This window comes from Paenibacillus sp. CFBP 13594 (genome assembly GCF_014842675.1).
GTDB classification, from domain to species: Bacteria; Bacillota; Bacilli; order Paenibacillales; family Paenibacillaceae; genus Paenibacillus; species Paenibacillus amylolyticus_B.
Genome location: NZ_JACYVQ010000003.1, coordinates 183919 through 202284, shown reverse-complemented (window position 1 = coordinate 202284; position 18366 = coordinate 183919). Strand labels below are relative to the sequence as shown.

At 47.3% G+C, this 18366-nt stretch carries 16 protein-coding genes; 1 reads left to right on the top strand and 15 read right to left on the bottom strand.

The window, feature by feature from the left end; translation table 11 throughout:
* Nucleotides 1-145: 145 nt before the first annotated feature.
* Entirely contained in the window at nt 146-1750 is a 1605-nt protein-coding gene (locus IFU39_RS11765) for a bifunctional metallophosphatase/5'-nucleotidase (RefSeq protein ID WP_192132781.1), read from the top strand.
* Nucleotides 1751-1842: 92 nt separating this feature from the next.
* Here IFU39_RS11765 and IFU39_RS11760 read toward each other — a convergent pair whose 3' ends face one another.
* The 15 genes from IFU39_RS11760 to IFU39_RS11690 all read right to left on the bottom strand — a co-directional run bounded on the left by IFU39_RS11760 (nt 1843) and on the right by IFU39_RS11690 (nt 18365).
* Entirely contained in the window at nt 1843-2178 is a 336-nt protein-coding gene (locus IFU39_RS11760) for a hypothetical protein (RefSeq protein ID WP_091015786.1), read from the bottom strand.
* 274 nt (nt 2179-2452) lie between these two features.
* Nucleotides 2453-4291: an ABC transporter ATP-binding protein gene (locus tag IFU39_RS11755; protein ID WP_091015787.1), complete on the bottom strand. Its 1839-nt coding sequence runs from the start codon at nt 4289-4291 to the stop codon at nt 2453-2455.
* Nucleotides 4272-6080: an ABC transporter ATP-binding protein gene (locus tag IFU39_RS11750; RefSeq protein ID WP_091015789.1), complete on the bottom strand. Its 1809-nt coding sequence runs from the start codon at nt 6078-6080 to the stop codon at nt 4272-4274. Before IFU39_RS11750 ends, IFU39_RS11755 begins: the two co-directional genes overlap by 20 nt.
* 366 nt (nt 6081-6446) lie before the next feature.
* Nucleotides 6447-7013, bottom strand: a complete 567-nt coding sequence (locus tag IFU39_RS11745) for a hypothetical protein (RefSeq protein WP_192132779.1) — start codon at nt 7011-7013, stop codon at nt 6447-6449.
* Nucleotides 7014-7153: 140 nt separating this feature from the next.
* Entirely contained in the window at nt 7154-8257 is a 1104-nt protein-coding gene (locus IFU39_RS11740; protein ID WP_036606281.1) for a toxic anion resistance protein, read from the bottom strand.
* 11 nt (nt 8258-8268) lie between these two features.
* On the bottom strand, nt 8269-9021 hold the full coding sequence (locus tag IFU39_RS11735) for a hypothetical protein (RefSeq protein ID WP_192132777.1): 753 nt from the start codon (nt 9019-9021) through the stop codon (nt 8269-8271).
* A 305-nt stretch (nt 9022-9326) separates the two neighbouring features.
* Complete coding sequence (locus IFU39_RS11730; protein WP_192132775.1) at nt 9327-10376, bottom strand: ATP-grasp domain-containing protein; 1050 nt, start codon at nt 10374-10376, stop codon at nt 9327-9329.
* Nucleotides 10377-11225 (bottom strand): hydrolase, encoded by an 849-nt coding sequence (locus IFU39_RS11725; RefSeq protein WP_192133200.1) that lies wholly within the window; start codon nt 11223-11225, stop codon nt 10377-10379.
* On the bottom strand, nt 11225-12376 hold the full coding sequence (locus IFU39_RS11720; protein WP_192132756.1) for a cysteine protease StiP family protein: 1152 nt from the start codon (nt 12374-12376) through the stop codon (nt 11225-11227). The genes IFU39_RS11725 and IFU39_RS11720 overlap by 1 nt, the downstream gene beginning before the upstream one ends.
* Entirely contained in the window at nt 12373-13806 is a 1434-nt protein-coding gene (locus IFU39_RS11715; protein WP_192132754.1) for a phosphoribosyltransferase family protein, read from the bottom strand. The genes IFU39_RS11720 and IFU39_RS11715 overlap by 4 nt, the downstream gene beginning before the upstream one ends.
* Nucleotides 13736-14938, bottom strand: coding sequence for an HpcH/HpaI aldolase/citrate lyase family protein (locus tag IFU39_RS11710; RefSeq protein ID WP_244660959.1), 1203 nt, complete (start codon nt 14936-14938; stop codon nt 13736-13738). Before IFU39_RS11710 ends, IFU39_RS11715 begins: the two co-directional genes overlap by 71 nt.
* A gap of 209 nt (nt 14939-15147) precedes the next feature.
* Nucleotides 15148-16404, bottom strand: a complete 1257-nt coding sequence (locus tag IFU39_RS11705) for a TerD family protein (protein WP_091015800.1) — start codon at nt 16402-16404, stop codon at nt 15148-15150.
* 26 nt (nt 16405-16430) lie between these two features.
* A complete protein-coding gene (locus tag IFU39_RS11700) occupies nt 16431-17012 on the bottom strand; it encodes a TerD family protein (RefSeq protein ID WP_036606267.1) in 582 nt (193 codons plus the stop codon).
* 93 nt (nt 17013-17105) lie between these two features.
* A complete protein-coding gene (locus IFU39_RS11695) occupies nt 17106-17681 on the bottom strand; it encodes a TerD family protein (RefSeq protein WP_149846313.1) in 576 nt (191 codons plus the stop codon).
* A 90-nt stretch (nt 17682-17771) separates the two neighbouring features.
* Nucleotides 17772-18365, bottom strand: a complete 594-nt coding sequence (locus IFU39_RS11690) for a TerD family protein (RefSeq protein WP_091015803.1) — start codon at nt 18363-18365, stop codon at nt 17772-17774.
* Between the last annotated feature and the right edge of the window lies 1 nt (nt 18366).

Here is an 18366-nt window from a genome sequence, read left to right as displayed (position 1 = left end):
CTGTTAGAATAGGCTCATTATGGTTGAAGATATAGGAAGAACATCGGAGATAACGGCCTATACTTCGGTTCTTTAGCCTATTCTGTCTTCTCCGTTTTATGGTAATTCCATATATCTGAACTTATATATTAGAGGAGATTGTAAAATGACATCCATAAACCATACGGCAAGCTTCGACATTCTGTTCACCAGTGATCTGCACGGGGCCATCCGTCCCATTCATTACAATACCAACGCCTACCGCCCGGCTGGACTTGCCCTGCTGGCTTCCCTGATTCGTAAGGAACGTGAACGTGCACCTGAATTGATGCTGGTGGATAACGGGGATCTGCTGCAAGGATCACCCTTGGCCTCCTATGCTGCTTCACAGATTTCCACAAACGAAGTTCATCCATTCATTACAGTATTGAATGAACTCGGTTATGATGCAGCGGTGATGGGTAACCACGAGTTTAACTATGGTCAGAATCTGTTGCGTGGAGCAGTTGAAGCTTCCAATTTTATTTGGCTGTCTGCCAATATTGTAAAAAATGAGCAACCAGACGTACCTGCCTTCGGTCCTCCGTATCTAATCAAAACATTGTCTACGGGTGTCAAAATTGCCCTGTTGGGCGCAACTACGCATTACATTCCAAACTGGGAGCATCCGAAGAATATTGAGGGGTTACAGTTCCTTAATGCCTTGGAGACCATCCGTGCATGGGTTAACTATATACGCGAGTATGAACAACCAGATGTAATGGTTGTCAGCTATCACGGCGGATTTGAGAGTGATCTGGAGACAGGCGAGCCCACCGAACGGTTAACTGGAGAAAATCAAGGTTATGCCATCTGCCGGGACATCGAAGGCATCGATGTGTTGCTTACCGGACACCAGCATCGTCAGCTTACCGCTAATATTCATGGTGTAACCGTCATTCAACCGGGCTTCAGTGGAAATGGTGCGGGGCATGTATCCATTCAGTTGGAACAATCATCGGGCGGCAAGTGGCAGATTACAGACAAGAAGGCTCGGTTGTTACTTCTGGATGAACATCATGAGGTTGAACCTGATGCAACCGTCATGAAACTGACAGATGATCTGGAAACTGAGGCACAAGCATGGCTTGATCAACCCATAGGGCAGGTGGCTGGGGATTTATCCATCACCAATGCTACGGCCCTGCGACTCAAGGCACATCCATTCATTGCTTTTGTACATCAAGTGCAGATGGAAGCGACCGGAGCGCAGCTCTCCAATACCGCCATGCTGAGTGAAGAAGCTCGCGGTTTCGGGAGTCACATCACCGTTCGAGACGTGTTATCCAACTTCATCTATCCTAATACTCTGACGGTGCTGAAGCTGAGTGGTCAGGATATCCGGGAGGCACTGGAACAAACGGCTCGTTACTTTGAAGTGAATGCTTCTGGCGAGGTGGCAGTCAATCCGGCTTATATGGAACCCAAACCCCAACATTATAATTACGATATGTGGGCTGGCATGGAATATGAGCTGGACATCTCCCAACCTGTAGGCAGTCGAGTTGTGAAATTGGAACGTGAAGGCAAGCCAATGGATATGGATGGCATGTACTCTGTGGTGATGAACAGCTACCGCGCTGCTGGCGGCGGGGATTATGCGATGTATCCAGGCAAAAAGGTACTGCATGAAGGTGCCACGGACATGGCCGCACTGGTGGAGGATTACATCCGCAGACACCAGCCGTTAAAAGTGGAGCAGGCGGATAACTGGAAAGTTATTGGAAGTTAAATAAGAAAGAGCAGGTCCTGTGATCAGGATCTGCTCTTTTGTTTTCAACCTATTGCTTACTTGTTCTTATTGAACTATCCTGTCCCGTCTCCTTATCCGACATATTGAAGAATTAACTGATATAAGGCTATGGAAAATCCTAGAATACTTGCTTTCATTTTAGATGGATGATTTCTTTCGCTGCGAATCAAATAAAAGAAAATCACTATAAATCCTAAAGGAATCCATAGCTCAAAGACACCTTTTGTTGTACTTTGAGAATAAATTGGAGTAATGAACGTACTAATCAAAAAATAAAAGAAAACCGTAAAACGTCTTGTTTCTAATTGCTTGCTCCACCTTACCAGAAAGAAAAGAATAATGATTGCGATAATCGTAATGTGTAAAGGGGGAAAAAGAAGAGCAGCATTCCCAAATCTGAATTCCATTCCGCATTGCCCTCCTCTCTTTTAATGCATCACATGACTGACTACAGGCATACGTGTAAAAATTCATTCTCATGCTTCAAAACCGCTGGCAACCTTCCAAAAAACGGACCCATCCCATTATATCCTTATTTTAACATACAATCACAGTTCCATTTCCCACGTTTATTCAATAAAATATGCAAAAAGAGCAGAAGTGAGGAGCATCGCGCCCTCATCCCTGCTCTTTTTTACATACCTACAAGCTTACTAATACATGTCACATATTATCCAAAATCTATTGCGCCTTCTTACGCAACTGACTGTAATACAACTCACTGTAGAAACCGCCTTGTTCCAACAGTGCATCATGCGACCCTTGCTCCAGTAGATGCCCATCCTTCAGCACCAGAATTCGGTCGGCCTGACGAATCGTGTTCAGCCTGTGGGCAATGACAAAACTCGTTCGTCCTTGCATCAGACGTTGCAGCCCTTCCTGAATTTTGATCTCTGTGACGGTATCAATACTGCTCGTCGCTTCGTCCAGTACGAGTATGGATGGATCGGCCAGAATTGCCCGGGCAATGGCGAGTAATTGCTTCTGACCCTGACTAATGCCGCTTCCGTCGGCCTGGAGCACTTTGTCGTACCCGTCCTTCATTCGCACTATGAAAGAATGGGCATTCGCCAGCCGGGAGGCTGCTTCCACCTCTTCATCCGTCGCATCGAGACGGCCAAACCGAATATTTTCTCGAATCGTACCCTGAAACAGAAATGAATCCTGTAGTACAAATGCCATATGTGACCGTAGATTCTCACGCCGAATGGTGGTCATATCGCGACCATCTACCGTTAATGTGCCACCTGTAGGATCATAGAAACGGGATAACAGCTGAATCAATGTTGTTTTCCCCGCTCCGGTCGGACCTACAAGGGCAATCATCTCACCCGGTTTGGCTTCAAAGCTGATGTCATGCAAAATGTTACGTCCTTCATCGTATCCAAAGGATACTTTGTCGAAACGAACCGCTCCCTCTACCTTGTCCAGAGATACCGCTGCCCCTTCATCCTTCGCTTCCTCATCTTCGTCCAGCACCTCGAATACACGCTCAGCCCCCGCAATTGCGGACAATAACGTATTCCACTGGTTCGCCAGATCATTCAGCGGACGGGTGAATTGACGGGCATATTCCACAAAGATAATAATCACCCCGACCGTAACGGAACCCTGGATCGCCAGAATACCACCGATGCCCGCCACAATCGCAAAGCTCAGGTTATTCAATCCATTCATCAGTTTCGGGATAAAACCGGAGATCGTCTGTGCCCAGAAACCGGAAATCCGGATGCGGGTATTTCGTTCCTCAAAACCGCGAATCACACGCTCCTCTTGGGAGAATGCCTTAATGATCCGCTGCCCGGATAAAGTCTCTTCGATATAACCGTTGAGTTCACCCAGATTACGTTGCCGTTCCTTGAAGAGCGGTCCCGTTCTGCGCGTAATCCAACGCATGCCGATGGCCATCAAAGGCACAACGATAAAGGTAAGCAGGGTCAGCAGCGGACTGAGCCAGAGCATAACCCCAAACGTTCCGAGCAGTGTTAATACACTCGAGAAAATCTGGATGGCCGAGCTGTTCAACGTACCGCTGACATTCTCGATATCATTGGTTACCCGGCTCATAATCTCCCCCTGCTGGCGTTTACCGAAGAATGGAATCGGCAGCTTGTGCAGATGGGAGAACAGATCATACCGCATGCGGAACACGGTTTCCTGTGCAATTTCGATCATCCATATATTTTGTAACCAGGATGTAAGAGAGAACAAAACGTACACTGCGGTTAATCCAATCAGAAACCGAGTCCAGCTTGCCCCGGCTTCACCCGCAATGAAATCATCCACGGCCACCCCTACCATGTAGGGGCCAAGCAAAGCAAGTGCGGAGCTGGCTAACACCATCAACAGTACCATGGACAGCTTAACCTTGCGCCGTGCCAGATAGCTCCAGATACGACCTAGCGTACCGGACCAGTTCTTCGCTCTTGCCTTGGGTTTGCGACCACCACCTGATCGTAACGTCTCCGGATCAATCGGCGGTGGCGGCTGACGGAAAGGCTCAATGAATGCTTTGAACATGCTGTGCACCCTCCCCGTATTGTGATTCATGGATTCGACGATACAGCTCTGACGATTCCATCAGGTCTTCATGTTTTCCTTGCCCAATGAGTTGTCCATCATCAAGCAGCAGAATCAGGTCCGCCGAAGTGGTTGAACTGATCTTCTGGGTGATGATAAACGTGGTACACGACAATTCTTCCAGCGCATCCAGCAGTCTGCCTTCTGTAGCTACATCCAGCGCACTTGTGCTATCGTCCAGAATCAGAATTCTTGGTCTACGTACCAGTGCTCGTGCAATGGAAAGTCGCTGCTTCTGTCCACCGGAGAGATTCACTCCCCGTTGACCGAGCAATGTATCATAACCGTTTGGTAAATTCTCAATCGTTTCATGGATCTGCGCGCGCTTAGCCGCTTCCACGATCTCATCCAAGGTAGCATCTTCCTGACCCCAGGCAATATTCTCCCGTATGGAACCGGTAAACAGGACAACCTCCTGCGGCACATAACCAATCGCTCCACGCAACATGGACAGATCCAGCTCTGATGCATCGGCACCATCAATCCGCACCTTTCCTTGATCCTCTGTGTATAACCGTGGAATGAGCTGTACGAGCGAGGATTTGCCTGAGCCAGTTGCTCCCATAATGGCAATGCGTTCCCCCGCTTTTGCCGAGAATGTGATGTTATCCAGCACTGTAATTTCACTATTCGGATAACTGAAGCCCACACTGCGGAATTCAACCGCTCCCTGCACAGCGCGCTGTTTCTTCGCCGGGTATACAGATTGCGGAAAATGCGAAGATTTCATAGATCCAGCAGATGGTGCAGACGTTGATAACGACTTCGTCTGTTCAGTCTCCGACGTGTCCTCCGTATTAAACACTTCATTCAGCCGTTGCGCCGAAGCGCTTGCTCTCGAGAAGGTTACCAGAATCCATGACAATGCAGACATGGCACCAATTGTCCGAAGCAGATAGTTAATGACGGCGACCACTTCACCCACGGTTGCATTACCCGAGGCGATGTCGACTCGTCCAAACCATAACACGGCGATGATACATACGTTCATCATCAGCAACATGAACGGCATCGTGGTCTCCGTCAGACGCAACGCGGAGATTGTGCCTTTCATCAGCTTGCCGCTGAATCCGGCAAAGCGTTCAATCTCATGGCCCATCCGTACAAAAACACGGATCAGCCGGATGCCTGTCAGATTCTCCTGGATGACTCCATTGACGGCATCCAGTCTACGCTGCACATTGCGGAACAGCAGCGCTGCCTTTTTGATCATCCACACCACAACAATGAGCAGTACAGGCACCATGACAACCAGCAGCAGACCCAACCTCGGGTTCACGATCACTGCCATAATCATGCTACCAATCACCACCAGGGGCACACGTGTCATGAAGCGCAGACTCATAAAGACGGTGTCCTGAACCTGGGTCACGTCCCCCGTTAATCGGGTAATCAGGGACGACGTCGCGAACCGGTTAAAGACGGCATAAGAGAACGTTTGCACTTTCTCATACAACTTCTCCCGCAGATCGTATCCAAATCCCAGACTTGCATGGGATGCAAAGAACGAACTGGCAATTCCGGCAGCAAAAGCCACAACAGCACTAGCAACTAGCACACCGCCCCACAACCAGACGACAGATAAGTCTCCCTGCTGAATCCCGTTATCGATGATCTTGGAGATCAGATAAGGCTGAGCCAGCTCCACCGCAAGCTCAATTAACATCATGACCAGGGCTGCAATCGCGGCAACTCGGTACTTCTTCAAGTAGTACAACAGCTTGATCATAAGCATTCCTCCGGCTCGGAGCACCCTAAACCGATAACACGTTCCAGCTCAGAGCCTCCATTAGACATGTTGTTTTCTCCACAGCGTCCAATATGTAATCATTTCTATGTACACATATGGTTATTATAGCGTATTTTACAATGCCGCTTCTATTCTTATTACCCTACTTTTCCCAATACAATAAACTTCTCTTCATTTTGGCAGTAAAAAAAGGAAGGTCTCCCTTCCCCACACTAGTTAAGTGCTTACAGCTCGCCCGCTCACAGACATATTTCAGATCAAAAAGAAATGCATATCTACACTCAGGTCATCTGCCTAACTTTGCAGAAATATAGTTATCTGTTTACATACCAAGCGAGATGTTCACTACCATCTTCTGCGTCCACGATCACCCCGGTAGTCATCATTCAACTCTCCCAGGCGATCGTATGTCTCTTTATATATCCGAATCACGGCCTGAACTTTGATAGAATCAGCATCTTCCGGTCCAAGCCCCTCCATAAACATTCTCTGAATGATCTGTTGGAAGAATTGCACTCTGTCCTCAATCTGTTCTCGCTCAAGCTGTAATATGTCTTCGAAACTGTGGTTCCCTATGTAATCCATCAACTCATCATCATGTCTGGAATAATCTGAGTTTCTCCGATCTGCAACCCATTCATCCGGCTCATTGGACTGGAGATTAACACTCGTACGTAGTTGGGATAAAATGATTTTCTCTTTGGCCAGCATGACATGAAAATCTTTGTTACGGAGCAGCTCAGATACAATCAGACTGCACATTTCACGGTTTTGGATCAGTATGCCGTCAAATGGATGCAGTGTCCACTCCCCGTTTGCATAATACAGGTTAAAGTTAAAGAACTCACTGCCATATTTGTATTGAATATTAATCTTGGTCTCATCAATAATCTCGAATGAAAAGTCCAGCATGTTCAGCAAGCTCCTTCGTATAACCCCAGATTTTAGCTTTATTCTATCAAATGAAACAAAGAGACGCACTCGGCGTCCCTCGTAGAAAGATATACATCTAGCAATCTCCTGGCTTATGCAGCGAGTCTCGCCCTATTACCCTAATCCAGGAAAGATCCTAATGCACTGGAATCCGGTTTATTTTTCTCCGGAATGGCAGCAGCTTTTGGCCCTTCCAGACCCAGTCGATCGCTCATTTTGGCGTTAAGGGTTGTCATCTTGTTGGTATAGTCATTACAACTCTCGATGATCCGGCGATTAGACTGCTCGGACAAATCCAGCGCAGACATCAGATCACCCATCGCCTGATTGACGGCTTCAAGGGACATCGCCGGTTTGGACAACAGTTCATTTGTTTTCTCTGTTGTTGTCTTCAACAATCTGGCGTTCTCCTTGAATTGATCTTCAATCGTCTTATTCGTCGCTTCCACAGCAGAAATGACCTTCTCCTGATCATTGAGTGCCATAGCAATCATGGCCGAAACGGTGATCAGATTCGCTGTTTTATCAATGGCATTATTCACTGAATCAATCAACTTGTCATTGTTATCATTAATGATGTCGGTAGCTGCGATCGCCTGATTGTACAGCATGATCATCTCTGTCATGGATTGGGTACGTGTAACCACTTTGCGCAACCCACGCTCCAGATGTGCTTTACGATTCTCGTTCTCGGGCTTTGCGATCTCAGTTTCAAACAATGCTTTCAATTGATTACCAAAAGAGATTTTGGTCTGCAGATTGTAGATCTCCTGAATCGAAGAACGTTTCAATTGACGCATGTTCACGATGCTTTCTTCCAGGTTGTCCTTGCCATCCCGCAACCCGTTAATGATGGCATCAATGTTCGTGCGAACGGATTGATAACGGTATACATAGTTTTTCAGCGGGCTTTTACGTAACAACTTCCCAACAAAACTCACATTTTTACTCTGCTGCAAACTCTCGCATTCATCACGGAGCTTCAGGATCATGTTGGATACCTCCGCCCGATTCCCCGACATCAGTTCATTGACTGGACGATCAAGCAGCTTGAGAGTCTGTCCTGCTCTCTCTTGTGTTTTCACACCCAACTTGCCGATATCATCCATTAAGGTATCCAGATGAGCCGGGTCACTTTGGGACACTTTCTGAATAAGCTGCGTTGCTTCCTGGTTAATCCGTTGCTCATCTTCCTGCTTCAACTGAGCCCATTCCGTTGCCATGCCAATCCCTCCTATAATTCAGAGCTGTTATACCGTTGATGTATTAGTTCCGCTTTGTTCTGGAGCTCCATTAAGTCTTTATGTTCAATCGTTGATACAATATCCGATATCTTGGAATCCACGTCTCGAAGACCATTCAGTAGCATACGCCGATTATTACGTTTGGCTTCTCCACTTAAACGTAGAAATGGATTAATAAACCCGTTCAGGTCTTTCAAAATCAGTCTGCGCACCGTATGGTTGATATCCCCGTTGTTCAGCTCCTGAAGAGAAGGAATCACACGCTGCAGACGGGCAAACAACGCCAGTGATTTCTCCACGATCTCATTATCCAGCTCGTTCTTCTGACCTTCGGAGATAATCATGTCCTCCAGAACCTCCAGGTATTCAATCACCGGATCAAATACAGGATCTGGTTCGGTGCGGGTAGGCTTCGCTTGTTCTATGCCCGCATGTTGTGCGGGAGTGGAACTGGAATGGGGCTGTGCCGGAGAAGCTTCTATCGCCCCTGTTGGCACTGCGCTCGGTGCTTGTCCACCATTCAAGCGGGATGGTTCATTTCCGATATCTGTAATGGGTACAGGGGCTGAAGACGAACCCTGAACCTGTGTACGTGCCGTGGATCGTGAAGGAATCAGTCCCCCGACCACAGTTGCCAGTGCCGGAATTGCCCACGTGATGACATCCGGTAGAAAGGGACTCGAGATGGCCGCGAGACCATAACCGACCAATGCGCCTATACCTATCTTCGTTTTCCGTAACATTACTTGTCCTCCTGCCTTAACAACACATAAAGTGCATATTCAAAAAGTCTTGTTTTCAGTACCGAGAAGATGGAATGAAGATAGAAATGGAGTAGCGGAGCGTAGGAAAACTACGTGAGCAACCACAATGTTTCCAAAGGAAACATACTTCGTAAGCCTCCCGCTTATTTCGGCTGAATTTCATATTCGATGCTGATGATGCCGTAAGGCATTATTCGTAATCAAAAGTGGACTTTTTGAATAACCTCTCATCCGTATTGTAAAAAAACCATCCAGAAGGTGTCAATGTTGAGGAAAATTCTCAGCTAGACGTGGTGTACTCCGCTTACCTTCTGAACGTCGATTATAAATGGCTGTTCGATATGACTACCCAATATGCCAAACTTCGGATGAAGTGGTCCAATAGCATGGCCAAGTGCAGACTTGACCGCCAGATAAGGGAAGTTCACGCCCGACAGGCAAGACATGTGCAACCCACCCGACATACGCGGATTAATCTCCAGCAGCTTCGGTGTATCCTTGCGATATTTCATCTGTATATTAAAATTATAAGGAATCCGATATACTTCTGCCACATTGCGGGCAATCGCCAGCAATTCCTCGTTTTCTTCGAGCAAGCGCAAACGTCCTCTTTCTTTTCTACGCGGAATAGCCGTTAATAGTTTCCCATTGCGATCCGAAAGACAATCAATGCTGTATTCATATCCTTCCAGTACCTCCATCACCATGACGTTGGGAAAGGACGGAGCAGAAGAGAACGCACGCAGGGCATCTTCATATGAAATAGAGTTCAGCGCATACCCGAACAACTCCTGCAACGGATCACGCTCATTGTTAATCACCCGGAATCCCATACCACCCTCACCATTACATGGTTTGAAGCATACATCGTGTCCACGTGCACGCAGCGCCTCATAGGCTTGCTGGAATTGTGCAGCATTATTAACTGTGAAATAATCCGGAATCTCCATAATGCCTTTCTCACGCACCGATTCATAAAATCGGTCTTTCTCCATCAATTGTTCCAGCAATTCCGTGTCCGAGCATACGATAACCCGTGTACCGATCTCTTCGAACAGGGAGATATGTCTGCTGATGTCCAGCATGTTCCAGCGTGGAATAAATACATCAATCTGATGACGGCGGCAAAAGTCGAGGCAAAAATCAACATATTCCCGGCCCGTTACACGCGGTTCAACTTCTGCAACATCACAGCCCTGTAATGCCATGTGTCCCGGATCAGGATGAGTACCGTAGATCTCAAATTCCATGCCGTCCTCATTGTCCCGAATCGCATTCATATAATGATACGTTACAGAGAACCAACGGTTGAAGTAAATCTTCATTTTTTTCATTTATACGGTCTCCCTTATCTCGGCATGGTCTATCTGGGTCTGTTGATCGTTATGAATACGATGAACGTAATCGAGAATCTCATCTGCTGCAAAAGCACCGAATTGTTTCGTAAATTGATACGGTACCTGCTCAGGTACACGCTGTCTCTCCACATGTAACTCTCCGTGAGACGGAGCAATGGCGTGGTGCGCAAAGTCCAGCAAACAGCGATCCAGCAAGGAATCACCCGAAGCAATCACAGGCACATCACCAATGCGTTGCCTAATATGCTCCACTGCAGCTCGTTTGTTCACTGCCGAAGGCACCAGATAGAGCTTCCGCCCCTGAATCGAACTCTCCCATCCAAGTGTCTCTAACACCCGAATCTTGTCGGCAATGCGCTCCATAGGAAGCTTGTCACGTTCGATCAGCAATGCGTAGAACAACTCATCACATAATCGCTGATTAATCACCCATTCCGGACTCAGTACATCGTCAAATAAATCCAGGATCTCTTCGGGAGCAGCTGCCTGCTGACGAAGCAAAGAACGAATATGCAGATTCCATTCATCGTCTACCTGACCGTCAACAATGATGTTGCCACCATTACTCGTCACTGCATATTTCGGGATACATTCGCTCTGAAAAATATGAATGCGTCGGTACTGCTCCACAGTACGTGTCGTCACAGGCATAAATACAATGTCTTGTGGCAAAGACTGCAACCGCTCCAGTGCATATGCTGACATAAAAGCGGACAACTTGCCGTTAATCCACTCTGCGGGAACAAGTCCCGGTGTATCTTCGGGAATACGGAGCGCACGACGGGAGTACACCAGCGTCTGGTCCAGATCACTTGCGTAGATCATCATTCTCCTCCACCTCCCAGGGATTGAATAATGCCGCAACAGGAATAGGTTAGTCCCGGATATACCTCAACCGGCACATTTCTGTCTTTGGCGAGCATCATGATATGTTGCAAATCCGGATTATCCAGACGGTCCACAAGAATCTTCCAAGGAACACGGCGCAGTAACACCCGGGTTGTTTCTCCGATCCCAGGTTTGATCAGATTGATGTTCGCAATGCCAAAGGATTGCTGGATGGACTCGATATCTTGCCAGCCTTTCCAGGTGATTTCCGAAGTATCGGTAGCATTGTCGTCCGTTTGAATTTCCGCCAGGTCCATCATTTGCGGAAAATGCTGAGCAATAGTATCCACGTATTGGGTCGACACATCCGCAGAGGACCATTCACGATACCATTTGGCCCCGTGAAAATCTTCCGGCCCAATCAGATCATCGCGAAGTACTGTACGGCTAACCAGTCCAGAGACAGTGGAATTCAGACAAGCGCTAGGAATGAGATAATCTTCCCTCGTCCCAAAGGTGCCTGAGCATTGCCCCGGATCTGCCAACACGGCAAGATCATCATCGAGGCTTACACCGTAAGTCCGTTCCATTTGGTCACAGGACTCTTTCAGCACTTTGCGAATAGCCCCTTTTCCTGTCCAACCATCTACAAACTGAATGGCTGTTTCCAGACCATGCTGCTGTAAAATATATAAAATTGCGTTCTCGTCCATACCCTTGCCACGAATAATTGAAATGCTATAATGCGGAATCGATACCTTGTATTTCAATTCAATATAACGCTTGATCAGGATGCCCACAGGTGTTCCGGCTCGAGCCAGAGATACCAGCACCAGATTCAGTCCCCTGCGCTCTACAATCTTCTCAGCCACAATGGCGGTATGACGTGCGATTCTTGCAGCGGATTGTTCCAGCGTCTGATGGAACAGCTCAATGTATTCTGCTGTGGGCTGGTATTCCACGGGCAGCATCTCCGAATAATGAACCCCGGATTGGATCGCCTGCTCCCGTTCACCCGTTCCCTTTTCCAGATCCACATGGCTGATATCCTTCAGTAGGAAAACAACGTCCGATGCAGCATAACTGCCCATCGGCTGGGGAGACGGAATCTCACGTTGTCTGATTAGCTCCAGTGTAGTTAAGTTCATTGCTCGTTGTCCCCTGTCTTCTCTGGCAAACCGCAATATATGATATGAATGTGTCCGCATCCCAACTGCCCCAGTACCTTCAACATCGGTTCCATTCGTTCTTCGGACATCTGTCTCTCTAGCAAAACAAAGATTTCATCATATTGTCCCGGGGCAATGTTATAGATAAAGTTACGAACAGAAGCGTCTTCCGGTGAAGCATATCCGGCACCACTACGAACAGCATATGCTGGAGCTGGATGTGTATGGATTGGACTGCGAGTAGTGGATTGATAAAACACACCTTCTCCCATCTCGGCAGCAATACGCATCGGAATGTACATGAACTCCCCTGTTCCCATCACCAACGTCCGTTCTCCCGTACGCTGTGACCGAAGTCGTTCTGCAATCCGGCTAATCTCTTCACGCAATACGTCATTATGTCGGGATTGCATACCAAACCTGCCCGTATGCTGGACGTAGCTCGCTGTGCTACGTTTACCTTCTCCATCCTCCGAAGTGGCATGCAGCTGATCGAAGGCATCTGCAACGGTAGAGGTATGAAGCGTTACGGCAGGATGAGATAGCTGCTCATCTTGCTGTGTTGCTTCCAACTGTGGAGTACCCACCACTTCAATGCGGCCCTTCAACAGGCTTAACGGTGTAATGGTAATTCCAAGTTCAGCTTCCAGTTCGGCAAATCGATTCTCGTCCGCTTCCGTACGCCAGTCCAACAGCGAAGCAATCACATATTGCTTCCGGGGGTATCTGTCCTGAATATCCCGAATGATATTCAACGTCGTTTTACCCGTCGTAATCTCGTCGTCCACCAGAACAATCGGGCCCTCTCCTGCAAAGGCTTCATGATCCAGCGCATAACAACGATGAGCCATCGCATGGGAATGTTCTTCTTCAAATTGAATATCTGGATGCATCGCTGGAACATATTCGCGAGTGGTGTGAATATAGGAAGCTTGATCAGCAAACATCTCATACATGCTGTGGCCCAGCGCTGTCGCTGTCTCCGCAAAACCAACAAAACGAATCGTTTCCGGCAAGCTCAAGCCTTCTTGCAACAGCATGTTGTACACTTGCCGAGCTTGCTTGGGATCAATCAATCCTTCGACCATTTCCCGTTTCCACTCGGTGATCTGATCTTTGGTCTCTTCCGTCTCCTCTGTCAGGTGCTCATATAACAGAACAGCTAATGCTGCGCCACTCAGAAGCGAGGTATACGGGTTAACCGGGATGTGCTTGCCCAGCAGTCTGCTTACAAACAGAAATGAACGTTTCTTATTGATTCGTGCAGCCATGGAAAATAGAGATTCTAGTGGAAGTTGCAGCGGGTTATGTGTAACCTGAACGTTCAGACTGAATTGATCAAGAATTGGGAACGTAGTTATGTTGTTGTTCGTGCTTGGGCAAGAGCCCGACAAAATGCTGCTGTTCATGTAACACCCCATATATTTGTGATCGGATTAGAATTCGATTTGCCCAGCTCAAGTGTGGTTTAATCTCATTCATTTTGTTATAGTAATTACTTTTGAACACACCCAGGCTACCGTCATTACGGGCGATGATGTCTTGGGCATCGGAATACTCCTCATGTGTAACAACGTACATCGCTTGTACGGGCTTGATATGAGAAGGATGAATGATCGTTTTGCCTACAATTCCATTTTCCTTGTCCATCATGACTTCACGCATCAATCCATCCATTGTGTTCGTAATATATTTCATTCTCAGATGCAGCCCTGATTTGCCCAAGGTTTCTTCGAATGGAGTCTGTCGTAATTGAGGTTTGAACACGCGCTCCCGCTGACTGAAATATTCCCAGACAGGACCCGAGATCACATACGGCTTGTCCATCCGACCAAACAGATTGATAATATCCGAGATGCAGTCACGGATCGTGGCTATATCGTATATGGTCAATTCCGGGCTTCGGCGTAGTCCAAACAGGCTGGAGAAATCGGTCGCACCAATGCGTACATTGAGCACATATTCAACATTTTCATCGAGGATGTTTCGAAGGCCCAGTAAGGTCTCCCAACGTGTCTCCCGATATATAATTGAAGCCGTTTCCAATATAGGCATTCCATAGAGAACGGGATATTGATTCGGTTTCTGTTGATTATACTTGCGGATCTGGTCAAAATAGGCTCTTCCATTGCCCACGCAAAACTTGGGCAAAGCCACACCTGTCAGCATGGACACCAGTTCTCCCAACGTATCAATGAGACGTTCCAACTGTTGTGGTGAACGTACACGAGCAAACAGAAGAGGCATTTGATCCTGACTCAGCATGCCTGTCTCCATATAAGTCATCAGTTGAGTTAGATGCTGTACCAGACACTGCTCGGCAAACTCTACTTGGTCGTCACCCACAGCGTCCTCCAGATCAATAATAATGGTCGTCAGACCTTCATGTTTACCATTCATAATGTCGTCCGCGATATGAGTGCGCGTCGCGGGCATATATAAAGCGGCCCCAACAGCATATGCCAGTAGATCTTTGGAAGTCCGGTGATTGAACGAGACGGGTGAAGAGAAAAATAAAGTATCTTCTTCTTCCAGACTCAAAAAGTTAAAATATTTCAGGGTTGTCTCCTCCTCGCACCTTTGGCAATAGCCAATCTGCAATAGTTGATTCCAGCTGTCGGGGCATAAAAACCAATCCCTCCTTAGTCTGGAGGGATTGATGGTCTATTATCGAGGATAACGTTGGTCAACAGTATCCTTGCAATGGTGCTGACCGATACAGCGTTTATATATTCAATAAATACGAATGATTACTTTCTTCCCGCAACCCACTGCATTCCCCAATCATGAGCCTCGTCCAACGCCTGATGCCCATTATAGAACTGCACGATTCGTTCAATACTGAATGTCTCATTGTTCACATTGCGTAACATCGCGATGCCACACATGCCAAGCGGGCTCCCGTATTCATTCATTCGAACAATGATATCGGGACCGTCCTTCTGCTGAATGGTTACCACACCGTCTACTTGAGACCAGTTGGCCACACCACCATAAATATAGGTGAATACCAAGATGCGCTCAATTTCCGAAATACGGGCACCATTAATCCGCAGATTCTCTCCCGTCTTAACCGATCCCGTCCGGTCATCTCCATCCAGTGCAATATAAGGGAAACGATTCAGTGAACCAAACGTTTGTCCCAAGGCCTGAATCACATCTCGTGTACCATCCTTCATCTCGAACAGGCAGCCCAAGTCCAGATCCACACTCTTGCTGCGACCAAATAACCCTTTGCTACCCTGTTGATTCCAGTTGAGGTTAATCAGGATTTCACCAAGTCCCCCCGCATTTTTCTTGAGGTTAATGGTGTCGCCCTTCTTCTTCAATTCAATTTTGCTGAAATTGATCGAATTCACAGGAGCAGGCGTCGGTTCTGGTGCGGGTGCCGGGGGTGGTGGAGTCGGTGCAGCTGTCGGGGGAACGGTTGATGTGGTTGGCGCAGCGTCTGATCCACCATCCACATCCACACCAAAGTTAGCACAGAGTGCATTCAAACCTCCTGCAAAACCCGATCCTATTGCATTGAACTTCCATTCTCCGTTATGGCGATACAATTCACCAATGACAATCGCGGTCTCCACTGTAAAACCGCTTCCCAGATCATATCTCATCACTTCCTGACCTGTAGCTGCATTGGCAAACCGTAGAAAACCATGCTGAACCTGTCCAAAATGATGGCGTCGTGCTTCACCGTCATGAATCGTCAGGCTGAAGGCGATTTTCTCAATTCGGGTAGGGATCTTGCCAAGTTCAATGGCGAACTGTTTCTTCTCACCGCTAACCTGCCCACCATCCATATACGTGATAAACGCGGTAGAGGGCTGGTTATAGAAGATAAAATCCTCATCTCCAGCCACTTTATTGTCTGAACCCAGAAGGAATGCTGATGTGTCCAGCTCCACACCCGAGGCTGCCTCCCAACCAATGCCTACCGTTAGACGGGACAAGCCTGGATTGGTTTTGGTCAGATCACTCTTCTGGCCTTTCACGACAGAAATCGCCATAGCAGACTCACCTTTCTTATGCCAAGTTATTGTGCATCCAGTCCGTAATTTTTGCATAAAGCAGATAGTCCACCTGTGAAGCCGCTGCCTACCGCCTGGAATTTCCAGTCCGCACCTGCACGATAAAACTCACAGAACACCACAGCTGTTTCTGTGGAATAGTCCTCTCCGAGGTCGAAACGAAGCACTTCCCGATCACTTGCAGCATCTACAACACGAACAAAAGCATTGGAGACTTGTCCAAAATTCTGCCCTCGTCCATCTCCATCATAGATGGTTACCGTAATACCGATCCGGTGAATGTGCGCAGGGATTTTGCTGAAGTCAACAACAACTTGCTCATCATCGCCGTCACCCTCACCCGTACGATTGTCACCGGTATGTGTCACTGAACCCGCACCGCCGCTTGGATTGTTGTAAAAAACAAAGTCATCCGTACCTTTGGCTTTTCCATCTTCGTACAACAAAAAAGCCGAAGCGTCCAGGTCAAAGTCGACTCCACCACTATATTTGTTTGTATCCCAACCCAAACCAACCACCACACGGGTAAGGCCCGGATTCGTCTTAGTCAGGTCAATACGTTGTCCTTTGGCAAGACTGATCGTCATTTGTTTTTCCACCTTTCCAAGATATGTGATTAAATGAAAAGGAGAACCGCCCAGGAGACGGTTCTTCCCATCCTGTAAGTCGTTCTGTACGTCCTATTGCAAACCGTAATCGCGTGTCAATCCAACCAATCCATCCTGGTAACCACTACCGATGGCACTGAACTTCCACTCGCCGTTATGACGATACAATTCACCAACAACTACACCCGTTTCGATGGAGAAGTCTTCTCCCAGGTCGAAACGAATCAGTTCTTCGTTGTTTGCTTCGTTAACGATTCGCACATAAGCACGGGAGACTTGTCCGAAGTTCTGGCTACGTTCTGTAGCTTCGTAGATCGTAATGGAGAATGCAATTTTCTCTACATTGGCGGGTACGTTAGGCAGGTCGATATTGATCTGCTCATCATCACCATCGCCATCTCCTGTACGGTTGTCACCAGTGTGAACAACAGAACCATTTTCATTTTGTGGATTGTTGAAGAAGATGAAGTTTTTCTCGCCTTCTACTTTACCGTTTGCATTGGTACAGAATACCGATACATCCAGGTCAAAGTCTTTTCCACCATCATACTTATTGGTATCCCAGCCCAAGCCTACTGTGATTTTTGTCAAACCTGGGTTCGTTTTAGTCAGATCGATTTTTTGACCTTTAGAGAGATTAATTGCCATCGTATGATCATCCTCGCTTATTTAAGTGTATTGTAGTTATCGTGACATATGAATATCAGGATTATTGTCGATTTAGGTTAAATCTTGTACTTAGGAGTACCTGCGAGCGAGTTCATTGATATGTACCGCATGGGAACCCTCTCCAATTGCTGAGAATTTCCATTCGCCTCCATGACGATACAATTCCCCACAGATCAACGCTGTTGAACCTGTGTAGTTATCGGATAGATTGAACTTCACGAGCTCACTGGAGTTTTTACCATCCAGAATACGGATATAAGCCTTCTCTATCATGCCAAAATCTTGCTTGCGATTGACACAATCGTAGATATTAACAACGATTAATACTTTATGAACATCAGCAGGAATACGGGACAGATCCATTTTGATCTGTTCATCGTCACCGTCTCCCTGTCCTGTTAAATTGTCACCTGAGTGGATAACCGAACCACATGCACTTTGCTTGTTGTGGAAGCAAACCAGGTTGGAGTCCTTCACCAACTTGCCTTCTTCATTCAACATGATCGCCGATGCATCACAATCGATATCCGCTTGTTTCTTTCTTCCGAAGAACCCTTTGGCAGTTACCGGGTCCCAACCGAGACCAGCAATCACCTGCGTAAGTCCTGCATTGCCTTTGGTTAAATCAATCTTCTGTCCTTTGACCAAGTTAATGCTTGCCACT